This is a genomic window from Furfurilactobacillus siliginis, from assembly GCF_001437435.1.
Classification (GTDB): Bacteria; Bacillota; Bacilli; order Lactobacillales; family Lactobacillaceae; genus Furfurilactobacillus; species Furfurilactobacillus siliginis.
This window is the reverse complement of the sequence record NZ_JQCB01000003.1, coordinates 54,373-69,367: the sequence shown is the minus strand read 5'-3', so window position 1 is coordinate 69,367 and position 14,995 is coordinate 54,373. Positions and strand designations below refer to the sequence as shown.

11 protein-coding genes are annotated in these 14,995 nt (G+C 44.1%); all 11 read right to left on the bottom strand.

Annotated features, from left to right (window positions below):
- Positions 1–405: 405 nt before the first annotated feature.
- Positions 406–1,743, bottom strand: a complete 1,338-nt coding sequence (locus IV55_RS02975; RefSeq protein ID WP_057809216.1) for an APC family permease — start codon at positions 1,741–1,743, stop codon at positions 406–408.
- A 342-nt stretch (positions 1,744–2,085) separates the two neighbouring features.
- Positions 2,086–4,938 carry an excinuclease ABC subunit UvrA gene (gene uvrA / locus IV55_RS02970; protein ID WP_057809215.1) on the bottom strand — a complete coding sequence of 951 codons (2,853 nt, stop codon included), beginning with the start codon at positions 4,936–4,938 and terminating at the stop codon, positions 2,086–2,088.
- 23 nt (positions 4,939–4,961) lie between these two features.
- Positions 4,962–6,962 (bottom strand): excinuclease ABC subunit UvrB, encoded by a 2,001-nt coding sequence (gene uvrB, locus IV55_RS02965; RefSeq protein ID WP_057809213.1) that lies wholly within the window; start codon positions 6,960–6,962, stop codon positions 4,962–4,964.
- A 333-nt stretch (positions 6,963–7,295) separates the two neighbouring features.
- The gene (locus tag IV55_RS02960; RefSeq protein ID WP_057809211.1) at positions 7,296–9,020 is read right to left on the bottom strand and encodes a phospho-sugar mutase; all 1,725 of its coding nucleotides are present in this window, start codon (positions 9,018–9,020) and stop codon (positions 7,296–7,298) included.
- Positions 9,021–9,172: 152 nt separating this feature from the next.
- On the bottom strand, positions 9,173–10,114 hold the full coding sequence (trxB, locus tag IV55_RS02955) for a thioredoxin-disulfide reductase (RefSeq protein ID WP_057809209.1): 942 nt from the start codon (positions 10,112–10,114) through the stop codon (positions 9,173–9,175).
- Positions 10,115–10,311: 197 nt separating this feature from the next.
- A complete protein-coding gene (galU, locus tag IV55_RS02950) occupies positions 10,312–11,199 on the bottom strand; it encodes a UTP--glucose-1-phosphate uridylyltransferase GalU (protein WP_057809207.1) in 888 nt (295 codons plus the stop codon).
- A 61-nt stretch (positions 11,200–11,260) separates the two neighbouring features.
- Positions 11,261–12,271, bottom strand: coding sequence for an NAD(P)H-dependent glycerol-3-phosphate dehydrogenase (locus tag IV55_RS02945; RefSeq protein ID WP_057809206.1), 1,011 nt, complete (start codon positions 12,269–12,271; stop codon positions 11,261–11,263).
- A complete protein-coding gene (gene lgt, locus IV55_RS02940) occupies positions 12,272–13,117 on the bottom strand; it encodes a prolipoprotein diacylglyceryl transferase (protein ID WP_057809204.1) in 846 nt (281 codons plus the stop codon).
- 6 nt (positions 13,118–13,123) lie between these two features.
- Positions 13,124–14,107 carry an HPr(Ser) kinase/phosphatase gene (gene hprK, locus IV55_RS02935; RefSeq protein ID WP_146993643.1) on the bottom strand — a complete coding sequence of 328 codons (984 nt, stop codon included), beginning with the start codon at positions 14,105–14,107 and terminating at the stop codon, positions 13,124–13,126.
- A 13-nt stretch (positions 14,108–14,120) separates the two neighbouring features.
- Entirely contained in the window at positions 14,121–14,471 is a 351-nt protein-coding gene (locus IV55_RS02930; RefSeq protein ID WP_057809478.1) for a phage holin family protein, read from the bottom strand.
- A 14-nt stretch (positions 14,472–14,485) separates the two neighbouring features.
- Positions 14,486–14,815, bottom strand: coding sequence for a PspC domain-containing protein (locus tag IV55_RS02925; protein ID WP_057809200.1), 330 nt, complete (start codon positions 14,813–14,815; stop codon positions 14,486–14,488).
- Between the last annotated feature and the right edge of the window lie 180 nt (positions 14,816–14,995).

Genomic DNA, 14,995 nt, shown 5'->3' with positions numbered 1-14,995 from the left:
GACCAGATGTAGCGCCTTACCGCTTCGGCTTCGCGCAATCCTTGCGCAGCCTTCGCTAACGGCACGACATCTGGTCTTCGTTGCTAATGACCTGGTGCTTCGGAGAGTGCTTTGCCCGCTTTGCGGACAAAGACACAAGTGCAGTAAACATTGAAGTAAACTCGCCGCCACTGTGACTGCAGCGGCCAACGTTCACTCCAAGTAACAGTTAACTGCAAACTCAAATAGCCGTCGTTTCAGCACACTACTAGTGTGAACTGAGACGACGGCTGTTTGAGTTTAGTGTGTCCTTTTACTTTGATACTAACGGGTTGTGCCGCTCGCAAGGCGAGCGACACTCTCCGACAAAACAGGGTAACAGTGAGCTCACTGTTACCCTGTTTTTTCGGAGACACCCCACCACACTTAAAGCTTAGTCACAGACCCGTCATTACGGTAGTGGTGCTTCAACCAGTAATACAGTGGAATACCCAGTGCAATAAAGATAATAGAAATGGCCGTGCCAGTGAAATCAAAGAATAGCTCACTCACCACCACAAAACCTGTTCCGATAATTGCTACGATGGGTACGAAGGGATACAACGGAATGCTAAACCCAGTTGGTTTGCCCCCATTTCGACGACGCAAGACAAAGACACCAATAAAGGCAGCAATATAGAAACTGTACATCACAAAGATACAAAGTTCAGAAAGTCTATCTGTATCAACGACTAGAATCATGATACTTGTCAAAACCAGTAGTGTTAAGGTCGCCACAACGGGTGTTTGTGTGTGCCGATTCAAATGCCCTAACTGTTTGGAAAATGGTAATTGTTTCTTCGCAGCCATCGCATAATAAATTCGCGGAAATGTCATGATCTTCCCATTTAGCGCACCAATAATCGAAATCATAATTCCGATATTTACAAGCCGACCGCCTAGCGGTCCAAAGGCGTTCAGTGCAAAATAGGCAGTTGCATTTTGTCCTAGCGCGTTGATACGGTTAGCACTCAGCGACCGAAAAATGCCAAACGTCACGCCGACATATAAAATAATGATGAGCAAAATGCCCAAGATAATTGCTAATGGTAATAACTTTTCCGGTCGTTTAATTTCGCCACCTAAGTTGGTAATCAGAATCCAACCATCATACGCAAAGATTGTTCCAAGCACCGCCACACCAAAATTACCAACGCTTTGATGAATTCCGGCAACGGTTGCACCTAGTGCTTGTTCATGCCCAAAGAAAAGACCGAAAATAATAATGGCAGCAATTGGCAACAGTTTACAAATCGTTGTCACAATCGCAAAGGCTGCACCGTATCGATTTGCCAACATATTTAGTAAGGCAATTAAGGTGATTGTCCCAATTGCAATGGGTGCTTTCCAACCCGCGCCTAAGCCAAAGAAATTAGTGACTAACAAGCCCAGATAGCCTGCAATGGAGCCAACAATAGCCGGTGCGTAGACGATAATTTGCATCCAACCCGATAAAAATCCCCAAAATTCACCATAAATATGGGTCATGTAATGATACAGTCCACCCGTGTGTGGAATCTGTGCGCCAATTTCAGACAATGTTAGGCCATCCGCTAGCGTGATAATACCACCAAGTAACCAGGCCATTAGTGCTAAGTTTGTTGAGCCAGTCATTTGTAAAACAGATGCTTGTTTAAAAAAGATGCCTGATCCAATAACAGTTCCGATAACTAAGGCCAAAGCTGACCAAAATCCTAAAGATCGGTTTAATTGTGTTTCTTCCACGATGTCGTTCCTCTCTTGCTGAAAGATACCAATAACGAATAATACCCTTAATTTTAGCAGAATCATTTTCCCGCAACAATGACACCGTGATATACATTGTCTGCAATCTGCCGAGCCATTATAAAAACAGAGTGAGACAAAAGTCAGGAAGTTGAGAGCAAGACCTAGAACTGCCGTACGGGCTGGTCTAAAACCGGGTAGGCGGCTCGTAGTCTGCACAGCTGTTTGACTTTTGGACCACGTTTTAACTATTTAAACGCATAAAGTCAAAAAAAGAGTGTTTGGGACAAGATGACTCATGTCCCAAACACTCCCTACATGTATTAAGTTCCTTAGCTAAAATTACTTAGCTGCCTGTGTCCGCTTTACATCTCGTTCCAATACAGGTGCGAGGTACTGACCAGTATAGCTATCTTTGACTTGCGCTAATTCTTCCGGCGTTCCCGTGGCAATAATCGTTCCACCGCCAGTACCACCTTCTGGCCCTAGGTCAATCAAATGATCCGCAGTTTTGATCACATCTAGATTATGTTCGATGATCAACACAGTGTTGCCATTATCGACCAATCGTTCTAGGACACCCATCAATCGCTTGATATCAGCGGTGTGCAAACCAGTAGTCGGTTCATCCAAAATATAGAAATTTCGCCCATTGGCTTTCTTGTGTAGTTCAGAAGCCAGCTTCATCCGTTGTGCTTCACCACCAGACAGCGTCGTTGCAGACTGTCCCATGTGCACATAGCCCAAGCCAACATCAACAATTGTCTGCAGTTTCCGTGTGATCTTTGGAATAGCTGCGAAGAAATCTAATGCCTCTGAAACCGTCATGTTGAGTACATCAGCGATGTTTTTGCCTTTGTAGGTCACTTCTAGAGTTTCAGAATTGTAACGTGAACCATGGCAAACTTCACAAGGCACATAAACATCTGGCAAGAAATTCATTTCAATCTTCAGGATGCCATCCCCATGACAAGCTTCACAACGTCCGCCCTTGGTATTGAATGAGAACCGTCCTTTTTGATAACCACGTAATTTAGCTTCATTTGTCTGAGCAAATAAGTCACGAATATCATCAAAAACACCGGTGTACGTAGCTGGGTTTGAACGTGGTGTCCGTCCAATGGGTGATTGGTCAATATCAACAATCTTTTCGATATTGTTAACCCCGGCGATGCTCTTATATTTCCCAGGCTTTTCTGAATTATGATTCAGCTTCTGCGCCAGTACCTTTTTCAAAACGGAATTAACTAATGTTGATTTCCCAGATCCTGAAACACCAGTTACAACCGTCATTTCACCCAGTGGGAAGCGCACGTCAATACCTTGTAGATTGTTTTCAGAAGCACCTTTCAAGACAATCGCTTTGCCATTACCTGTACGACGCGCTGTTGGGACAGGAATAAAGTCTTTACCAGATAGGTATTTACCTGTCAGTGACTTCGTACTCCGTTCCACTTGTTTAGGCGTTCCAGCGGCCATCACTTCACCACCGTTTTCACCAGCACCTGGACCAATATCAATCAAATAATCAGCGGCGCGCATGGTATCCTCGTCGTGTTCAACCACGATCAAAGTATTCCCCAAATCACGCATCTTCTTCAAAGAACTGATCAAGCGATCATTGTCTCGCTGATGCAGTCCAATAGAAGGTTCATCCAAAATATACAAGACACCGGATAGGTTAGAGCCAATTTGGGTTGCTAACCGAATTCGTTGGGCTTCACCCCCTGAAAGAGTTCTTGCTGAACGACTCAATGTCAGGTAATTCAAACCGACGTTTTCGAGGAAAGTCAAACGATCCTTGATTTCTTTAATAATTGGTTCTGCGATGACCTTGTTTTGTTCGCCAAGCTCCAATGAATTGAAGAATGGTAACTCGTCGCTAATAGCCATGGCAGATAGTTCACCAATGTGTTGGCCATTGATTTTAACAGCCAGTGCCTGACGGTTTAAGCGGTAACCATGACATGTCTGACACGTTAATTCAGTCATATATTGACGCATTTGATCGCGTGTAAATTCAGAATTAGTATCTTTATAACGCCGAGAAATGTTGTTAATAACACCTTCAAAATCAGCGTCCACATCACGAATTCCGCCAAAGTCGTTTTCGTAATGAAAATGGAACTGTTTCGTTGAGCCGTACAATACTTGGTCACGCTGTTTCTTTGGCAATTTGCTGAACGGCACATCCATATCAATGTTATTTTGCTCAGCAAACTGTTCTAGCATGCTTGGATAATACATGGAGCTAATTGGGTTCCAGGGTTCTAATGCCCCTTCACGCAAGGTTTTACTCTTATCAGGAACAACTAAATCTTCATCAACTTCAAGCTTCACACCTAGTCCTTCACAGTCAGGGCAGGCACCTAAAGGCGCGTTAAAGGAAAACAGGCGTGGTTCCAATTCACCCACAGTGAATCCACAAACCGGACAAGCGTAGTGTTCTGAGAATTGTAATGGATCACCATCGATGATATCAGCAGTTGCGTAGCCATCACTTAATCGTAAAGCGGCTTCAAAGGAATCAAATAAACGACTCCGACTATCACCATCGGCACGTACTACCACACGGTCAATCACAATGTTAACGCTGTGATACTTATTTTTATCTAATTCTGGCACATCATCCAAATCGTATGTTTCACCATCAACTTGAACCCGTACAAAACCTTCGCGTTTGATCTTTTCAAAGACCTTCGCATGCTGTCCCTTTTTACGACGAACAATCGGCGACAAAATCTGTAATCGTGTCCGTTCAGGTAACGCTAATACTTGATTAACCATCTGTTCAACTGATTGGCTGGTAATCACAGTCCCATCATTTGGACAAATTGGTGTACCAACCCGTGCCCACAGTAAACGTAGGTAGTCATTAATTTCTGTGACGGTTCCGACTGTTGAACGAGGGTTTTTACTAGTCGTTTTTTGATCGATCGAAATAGCAGGACTTAACCCATCAATTGAATCAACATCTGGCTTGTCCATCTGCCCTAAAAATTGTCGTGCATATGCTGATAAACTTTCAACATAGCGTCGTTGACCCTCAGCATATAGCGTATCAAAAGCCAATGAACTCTTCCCAGAACCTGATAGGCCGGTGATAACAACCAATTTGTCACGGGGAATGGTGACATCAATATTTTTTAAGTTATGCGCCCGCGCGCCATGAATAACAATCTTATCGTTTGCCATACTTGTTTCGTTAGCCACCTTTTTTATTGTTGGGCCGTTAGTTCCATAATCGTATCACGCAAGCTAGCAGCCTCTTCAAAGTCCAGCTTCTTAGCCGCCTCTTGCATCTGTTTCTTCAAGCCTGCCAACATTGCATCCTGATCTGCCTTTGAAAGGTTCTCAAAGTCATCTTCACTAAGGGTTGATTCTTTTTGTCCTGGACCAGTTGGTGCCGTGATCGTGATGTTATCACGAATTGGTTTGACGATTGTTGTTGGCGTAATGTGATGGTCTTCATTATATTTTTCCTGAATCTCACGTCGACGTTTGGTTTCATCAATCGCCGCTTGCATCGATCCTGTAATTGAATCAGCGTACATAATCACCGCCCCATTAGAGTTTCGGGCAGCCCGACCAATCGTTTGGATCAAGGACCGTTCGTTACGCAGAAAGCCTTCTTTATCCGCATCTAAAATTGCGACTAAGGATACTTCAGGCACATCAATTCCTTCCCGCAGTAAGTTGATTCCCACCAACACATCAAACTTACCTAGTCGCAAATCACGAATAATTTGTGTTCGTTCTAAAGTTTTAATATCACTGTGTAGATAACGCACACGAATGCCTAAATCCTTTAAATAGTCCGTTAAATCCTCGGCCATTTTCTTAGTCATGGTCGTGATAAACGTACGCTCATGTTGCTCAATCCGTTTATTGATTTCGCCAACCAAATCGTCAATTTGTCCCATGATTGGTCGTACTTCAATTGTTGGATCCAGTAAACCAGTTGGTCGAATAATCTGTTGAACAACTGTGTCTGTCTGTTCATGCTCATAGTCGCCGGGTGTTGCTGACATATAGACGACTTGGTTAATATGCTTTTCAAATTCGTTAATTTTTAGTGGCCGATTATCCAGTGCACTTGGCAAACGGAACCCATAATCTACCAACATTTGCTTTCGTGAGCGGTCACCCTTATACATACCGCGCACCTGCGGCATCGTAACGTGACTTTCATCCACAACCAGTAGAAAATCTTTAGGAAAGAAGTCCAATAGCGTAAATGGTGGCTCGCCTGGTTTGCGACCATCCATATGCCGTGAGTAGTTTTCAATCCCACTCGTATAACCCATTTCACGCATCATTTCCATGTCATAGGTAGTCCGTTGCTGTAAGCGTTGCGCCTCCAACAGTTTACCTTGATCATTCAACACTTTAAGCCGGTCTTCCAGCTCGGTGCCAATTGTCCCAATTGCTTGATCCATAATGTCGTCGTTCGTCATAAAGTGAGTTGCTGGAAAGATGGTAACATGATCACGATCACCTATAACTTCACCGGTTAATGCGTCCACTTCGCGCATCCGATCCACTTCATCGCCGAAAAATTCAATGCGTAGTGCATGTTGATCTTCTGAGGCTGGGAACACTTCCACAACATCCCCGTGAACACGAAAACGCCCACGCTGAAAATCGATGTCATTTCGTTCAAATTGAATATCGACTAACTTACGCATGAAATCGTTTCGTTCGATAGTTTGTCCAATGCGCAGGGAAATCACGTGATCCTTATATTGATGTGGGTCACCCAATCCAAAGATGGAAGAAACAGAGGCCACCACGATGGTGTCATTACGTTCAAGCAACGAACTAGTCGCCGCATTACGTAGTTTATCAATTTCATCATTGATGGACGAGTCCTTTTCAATGTAAGTATCAGAAGACGGTACATAGGCTTCTGGTTGATAGTAATCATAGTATGAGACAAAGTACTCGACCGCATTATTGGGGAAGAATTCTTTAAACTCACCGTATAACTGTCCCGCCAGCGTCTTGTTATGGGATAACACCAACGTTGGTTTGTTAACGTTCGCAATGACGTTACTGATGGTAAACGTCTTCCCAGTACCAGTTGCGCCCATTAGAATCTGCGCCTTCTTACCGGCTTCTAGTCCGTCAGTCAGGGCGTTAATGGCACCTGGTTGATCCCCGGTTGGTTGATACTTTGAAACCAAATCGAATTTACGGTCTTCTTGACGTTCAATCATCAGCTAATGTACTCCCTTCAATCCTGTTCTCAAGGTGACCTGCACCCTGTCTTTAAACCCGTCTACTTAGCGTTTTCATGATAGCATACCGAACATACTTTCGCACGTTTTAAGTCCAGGCACATGCAAAAAAGTAAGAATGTTACAAAAGTCGGGAAGTCGCGAGCAAAACCTAAAACAACCTACCGGATTGGCCTTCAATCTGGTAGGTTGTTCATCCTCTGCACAGTGACTTGACTTTTGTCCCACGCCTTCCCTATTTAAGTTCATAAATCAAAAATAGCGTTGGGGACAAGATGACTTATGTCCCAAACGCTAATTTAACTCGCTACTTTATTTTACGAAGGCATTAATGGCATCCGCAAAGTCTTGCAACTTAGTGTTAGCTTCAGCCAGTGTTGCACCGTTCGTGCCAATGTAGCACTTGATTTTAGGTTCCGTACCAGAAGGGCGTACCGCAATCCATGTGCCATCAGCCAACCAGTATTTCAATACTTCAGCCTTTGGTAAATCTAATTGTTCGACACGACCATCGACAAAGGTCTTCGTCCCCTTTGCAATATCATCAGTCGCAACAACATCAAAGCCGGCATATTCCTTTGGCGCATTTTCACGGAATTTATCCAAAATGGCTTCAATCTTCTTAGGACCTTCGACACCTTCATAAGTCTGCTGCAACGTTTGCTCACGGAAGTAACCGTATTCTGCATACAAGCCTTCCAACCCATCATACAACGTCTTGCCTTGCTTACGATAATAGGCGGCGATTTCTGCTAACAACGTCAATGCTTGAATGGCATCCTTGTCACGAACGAATGGCTTGATCAAGTAACCGTAACTTTCTTCAAAACCAAACATGAAGGTATGACTACCCGTGTCCTCAAAGTTTTGAATTTGTTCGGCAATAAATTTGAACCCAGTCAACACGTTGATCATACCAACGTGATAGCTTTCAGCAATCTTCGTCGCAAATTCAGTCGAAACGATTGATTTAACAGCGACAGCATTGGCAGGTAGTGTGCCTGCGTTCTTGTTGGCTTCTAACAAGTAATGCAACATCAATGCAGCGATTTGGTTCCCTGTTAATAATTGATACTCACCATTGGGTAACCGCACCGCAGTTCCCAAACGATCAGCATCTGGATCTGTGGCAATCAACACATCGGCATGCTTTTCCTTACCTAACTTAATAGCAAGATCGAACGCTTCCGCAAATTCAGGGTTGGGGAAGGCAACCGTTGGAAAATCACCATCGGCCTCAGCCTGTTCTGGTACAGTCACGAAATTCGTGAAACCGGCGTTACGCAGTGCACGTTCACCAGGCATCCGACCAGTACCGTGCAATGGCGTGAAGACAAAGGTCATATCCTTGCCCTCTTCGGCAGCCAAGTCATGATCAACTGTGACAGTCGCAACATTTTCCAAGTAGGCTGTATCAACATCGTCACCGATGATTGTTTCCAAACCATTATTTTGCAAAGTTGCTTCGTCAGCAGTGGCAATGCTAAATAAGTCGGTCACCTTGCGGATATAACTCGTAATCAGATCAGAGTCCTTAGGTGGCATTTGGGCCCCATCTTCACCGTAGATTTTGTACCCATTAAACTGCTTAGGGTTATGACTAGCGGTGATCATAATACCTGCAAAGGTGTGCAAGTGACGCACTGTGAATGATAGTTCGGGCGTTGGCCGTAAGCCATCGAACACAAAACTCTTAATGCCGTGTTGCCCCAAAACTTTTGCAGCTTCATGGGCAAACTCAGTTGAGTGATGCCGTGAATCAAAGCTGATTGCTACACCACGTTGCTTAGCTGCTTCACCAAGTGAATCCATGTAAGTCGCTAAACCTTCAGTTGCTTGCCGCACAGTGTAAATGTTCATCCGGTTAATTCCCGGTCCCATAACACCACGCATCCCAGCAGTTCCAAAGCTCATTGGTTGATAGAAAGCATCTTCCAATTCTTCATCATTGCCCTTTAAATCTGTTAATTCATCTTTTAGGTTGGTTTCTAAATCGGCAAAGTCTGCCCATGTTTGATATGTATCTTTCCAGTCCACGATAATCTCTCCATTTTTGATATATTTTTCTCTCAATGCTTTATTATACCGCACTAGTGCCGGCTCTGGGATTTTCGTTTAAGGGTAACAAAACAGGTCCGCAGATAATTGGGAATTACCCCAAATATCTACGAACCCGATAATTTAATTCGCTATTTAACTGACGCTGTGGCCTTTAAATCTTCCAAGTATTGAAAGACTTGTTGACCGGCAATGCCACCTTCACCAACAGCAGTTGTAATTTGCCGTAAGTCCTTTTCACGAACATCCCCGATGGCAAAAATGCCTGGTACAGCTGTTCGCATATGATCATCAGTTGGAATCCAACCTGCATCATTCGTGACACCCAAGTCACCAAATGGTTCTGTCATTGGTAGATTACCGACATAGATAAAGACGCCATCAGTTGCTAGCTCACTAGTTGCGCCTGTTTCACGATCAAGTAGCTTTACACCGGTTACCTTCATGTCGTCACCAACGATTTCAGTCACTTCGGTATTCCAAATAAAGTCCATCTTTTCATTCGCAAAAGCACGATCCTGGGCAACTTTTTGCGCGCGTAACTGATCACGACGATGGATAACCGTCACTTTGTCAGCTAACTGTGTCAGGTAAATTCCCTCTTCAATTGCGCTATCACCACCACCAACGACGACAACATGCTTACCACGGAAGAATGCGCCATCACAAACGGCACAGTAAGACACACCGCGTCCTGAAAATTCGGTTTCACCAGGCACACCTAGCTTTTTGTATTGAGATCCCGTCCCTAATACAACTGTCTTGGCTTCATACTCATCCGTGTCAGTTTTAACTGTCTTAGTTGCACCATTATCAACAACTTTTTCAACAGCTCCGTAGCCGTATTCAGCACCAAATTGCGTCGCGCCTTCATACATGTTGCTGGCAAGATCCGGTCCCTGAATTGACTTAAACCCAGGATAATTCTCAATGGCAGCCGTATTATTCATCTGTCCGCCGTAAATTCCCCGGTCTAATAGCAATACGGAGAGGTTGGCCCGCGATGCGTAAAGTGCTGCGGTCATGCCGCCAGGGCCCGCACCGATAATAATGACATCATACTGCTTAGTCATGTGCAACTTCCTTTCTCTAGTGACTGTTTTCAATCACCCATATCAATGAACAGAGTCTACTATCTTTTTGTAAGTAACACAAACATTTTGATTACAATTATAAAATGGGCCTGTGGACATAACAAATCATGTCCACAGACCCATTGCTATTTTCTAAGTTTCAACGACGAAAACGTATCCCAAACTCGTCTTATAAACTATTTTTTGTTTGCTTTAATTTGTTCAGCTAAGTCTAAAACGTAATCACGTAAGTCATCCTTAACATCTGGGTGCCGTAAACCAAATTCGATGTTCGTCTTGATCAACCCAAACTTGTAACCAACATCATAACGGTCGCCCTTGAATTCATGAGCGTACACATGCTGTTTTTTGTTCAGCAGGTCAATGGCATCAGTCAACTGTAGTTCGTCGCCCTTACCAGTTGGTGTTTGTTCCAAAGCTTCGAAGATTTCTGGTGTTAGTAAGTAACGACCAATGATTGCTAAATCAGAAGGCGCATCTTCAGGTTTGGGCTTTTCAACGAATTTTTTAACTTCATACAAGCCATCCTTAACTTCCTTCACTGGATTGATAACACCATATTTATTAGTTTCCTCGTGTGGTACACGCATTACAGCTAAGGTTGATTCACCGGTTTCTTCGTACCGATTGATCAATTGCTTGGTCAAAGGCACTTTGTCTTCCATCAAGTCATCACCCAACAAAACAACGAAGGGTTCGTCGCCAATGAAATCCTTGGCAGTTAAAACAGCATCCCCTAGACCACGCATGTGTGATTGGCGAATGAAGTATAAATTGCTGTCATTGCTGCTTTGCGTAGCGCGCAACATGGCATCTTTGCCCTTGCTAGCCAAGTTAGCTTCCAATTCAGGTGCTGAGTCAAAGTGATCTTCAATAGACCGCTTGCCCCGTCCTGTTACGACACAAACCTGTTCGATACCAGCTTTGTGGGCCTCCTCGACAATGAATTGAATCGTTGGTTTATCAACGATTGGTAACATTTCCTTGGCAATGGCCTTCGTTTCTGGCAAGAACCGTGTCCCAAATCCCGCTGCCGGAATAATGGCTTTTCTAACTTTCTTCATGAGAACAAAAATCCTTTCGTTTTACGACCTTATTGGTCACTATATAAATCGTGGCACAGACCTATTCTGGCCGGCCTTCACGTTGCATGAGTCCAGTGATAACGGAACGAACTTCCGCGCCATTATACAGAACATCATAGATTGCATCAGTAATCGGCATCTCAACATGTCGCTGTGCGGCCAATTCATGGGCGGCCTTGGTAGTAGCGACCCCTTCAATAACCATCCCCATGGTGTCGATCACTTCTGAAAGTGATTTTCCTTGGCCTAATTCGTTTCCCGCCCGCCAATTGCGTGAATTAACACTAGTTGCGGTCACGACCAAATCACCCACACCGGATAAACCGATAAACGTGATTGGATTAGCCCCAAACGACTGACCCAGGCGACTAATTTCCGCCAAGCCACGGGTGATCAAGGCTGCTTTGGCGTTATCACCATAGCCTAAACCATGCAAAGCGCCGGCACCAATTGCGATGATATTCTTTAACGCTGCACCAAACTCAGCACCGATTACATCTGTATTAGTATAAACCCTAAAATATGGATTCATAAAGAGTTTTTGAATTTTTCTAGCCACATCCTCATTTTCAGCCGCCGCTGTAATTAACGTTAAGTCCTTCTTAGCAACGTCTTCGGCGTGACTAGGTCCAGACAATACGACGATGCCATCGCGATTCGCAGCAGGAATTTCTTCCGCTAACATTTCCGACACACGCTTGTAAGTATCTTGCTCTAGCCCCTTAGTCGCATGAACAACGGTCACCTGCTGTTGATTGGCAACTAAAATTTTAGCGGCTTGCGCGCTCACTTCACGAATCGCCTTGGTTGGCACCACGAACAGCACAACTTCCGCGCCAGTTAGCGCTACTTTCATATCGTCAGTCACGTTTAAGTTATGTTCATACTCAAAATCATGCATATATGCTGTGTTTGTATGATGCTCATTCATCTCAGCAACTTGACTTGCCTTGTGTGACCACAGCGTCACTTCATGACCATTTTCAGTCAGTAAATTGGCCAGCACACTGCCCCATGATCCAGCACCCAATACTGCAATTTTTGTCGTCATTTACTTATCCTCAACTTTTTTCGTCGTTGGTTTCATTCCAGTCAAGTACGTCGGCACGTTACTACGATTTCGGCGCCACAACAACCAACCCCATGCGCCGATAAACAGGATTACCGATAACCACTGCGACACACGAGCAGGTCCGAGCATTAAACTGTCAGTCCGCATTCCTTCAACAAAGAAACGGCCAAACGCATACCACGCAACATACATAAAGAATACTTCACCTTGTCGGTATAACCCGCTAATGTGTCGTGTCGTCATCAAAAGCACAAATCCCAATAAATCCCAGATTGATTCATATAAAAAGGTTGGGGTTCGATAGGCGCCATCAATATTCATTTGCGTAATAATAAACGCTGGCAGATGCAAACTTTCAAGGCGCGTCAGCGTGGTGATTTTACCAAAGGCTTCCTGATTCATGAAATTGCCCCAGCGGCCAATTCCTTGCGCCATAATCACTGTCGGCGCAAGCACATCTAAAAATAAAAATGTCGGAATATGCCGTTGCCGGGTAAATAAAATGACCACAATTATTGCACCAATCAACGAACCATAGATTGCGATACCGCCGTCCCAAATGGCGATGATTTGATTTAGATGCTGCTGATAATAATCCCACTGAAACGCAACGTAGTACAATCGCGCCGAAATCAATGCAACCGGCAGCGCCCATAACAAGAAATCGTATAAATCATCAGGATCAAGACCGCGCCGCCGTGCTTCACGTAATGATAACCATAAGGCAATGAATACAGCAGTTGTGATGATAACGCCATACCAGTGAACCTCTAGTGGTCCCAAATGAATGGCAATGGGGTTCAGCGCCCCCAGTAAGCTTTCCATCATTAACTAGTCCTTTTTAACATCACTTGCTGGTAAATCGCCATTGGCTGCTTCATCGCGTTGTGAGTTTTCTTGAATTAAGTTATTTAAATTATCATCAAAGGTCTTGGTTGCATCATACCCCATTGACCGTGCCCGGAAGTTCATCGCCGCCGATTCAATGATGATGGCTAAGTTCCGCCCAGTTTTAACCGGAATCGAAATCATTGGTACTTGCACATCAAAAATTTGTCGCTGATCAGCAGCATTCCCTAGGCGATCAAACTGCACATCTGGCGTCCAGTTCTGCAAATGTACGATCAGTTGAATCTTCGCTTGGCTACGCACAGCACCCGCACCAAATAGATTCATCACATCAATAATCCCAATTCCCCGAATTTCCATCAGATGATTTAAGATTTTCGGTGCCTCGCCAACCAGTGTTTGCTCATCTTCCTGATAAACATCTACCCGGTCATCAGCGATTAACCGGTGTCCCCGACGAATTAATTCAAGGGCTGTTTCTGATTTACCGACACCAGAATCCCCTGTAATTAAAACCCCCAGGCCATAAATATCAACCAACACACCATGAATCGACTGCCGTTGTGCAAGCACACCACTCAAGTAAATCGACATGTTTGATAAAATTCGTGAAGATGTTTGCTTAGAACCTAACACCGGAATATGCTGTTCTGTTGCTGCCGTGATCAGTTCTGCTGGTGGCTCAATCCCGGTCGATACAACAAAACATGGTGTCTTAGGATCTGCCATTTTGCGCATAATCATCAACAGTTCTTCATGACTCATCTTCTTGGAAAATGACGTTTCGGTAATCCCCAGCAACTGAATTCTTTCTGGCGGATAATAATTGAAATAACCGGTCATTTCAAGCCCTGGTCGTGAAATGTCTGGTGTCGTAATCCGGCGGTCATCAAGATACTCATCACCGTAATAAACGGTCAAACGTGTATTTTCAACTAATTCGCGAACCGTTACACTGTCTGCCACAATTATTCATCCCCTATTCTGCGTTAAAGTAACCGGAAATAACCGCATTACATAACGACATAATGATTGCCGCTAACATGGCCATTCCGAAGTTTGCAATTTGAAAGTTTTGCGCACCCACAAAGAAGCTCGTAAGCTCCAACATCACTGCATTAATTACGATTGAAAACAGTCCCAAGGTCAAAAAAGTAATCGGTAATGAAAATATCACAAGCACTGGTTTAATCGCGGCATTTAAAATAGCCAACACCAAACTAGCGACTAACGCATACCAAACACTTGAAACGTGAAAACTATTTCTAAAAAATCCGGCAATGGCCATAAATAACAGCGCATTGACGATAATTCGTTGCCAAAATTTCATCTTGTCACCTAACTTCATTTATTTTTATGAATATCGCGTTCTTCAGCATGAATTTCTTTACGCTGCTGTCTCGTTGGTCGGTTCTGTCCACTGAATAAATCACCGAACATATTAAACGTACCGGCATCACTACCCTGGTGATCACTAGGTAAGGTCCACAATAAAACCGCATATAAGATCACTGCCAATAATGTAATCAGCCCATGTGGTGGCAAAACCACCGCCAATACAAGGTACGCAACCCGAAGAATCGTTGCGTTAATGTGTAAATACGTACCCAATCCGCCAAACACACCACCTAACCATCGGTCAGTGGTCGATTTCGTCCATTTTTGTCGTGCCACAGTTACTAACCTCGCAATCATGAATACCTTTTCTTTGAATGTCCTAATTTTATCGCAATCAATGCCCGCTGACCAACTTTTCGCAAGGTGCGCTGCATAATCTAACGGTTCTTAACCAAAAACCAGTCTTTGGTCGTTGGCTAGTGTCTCCGAAAAAACAGGGTAACAGTGAGCTCACTA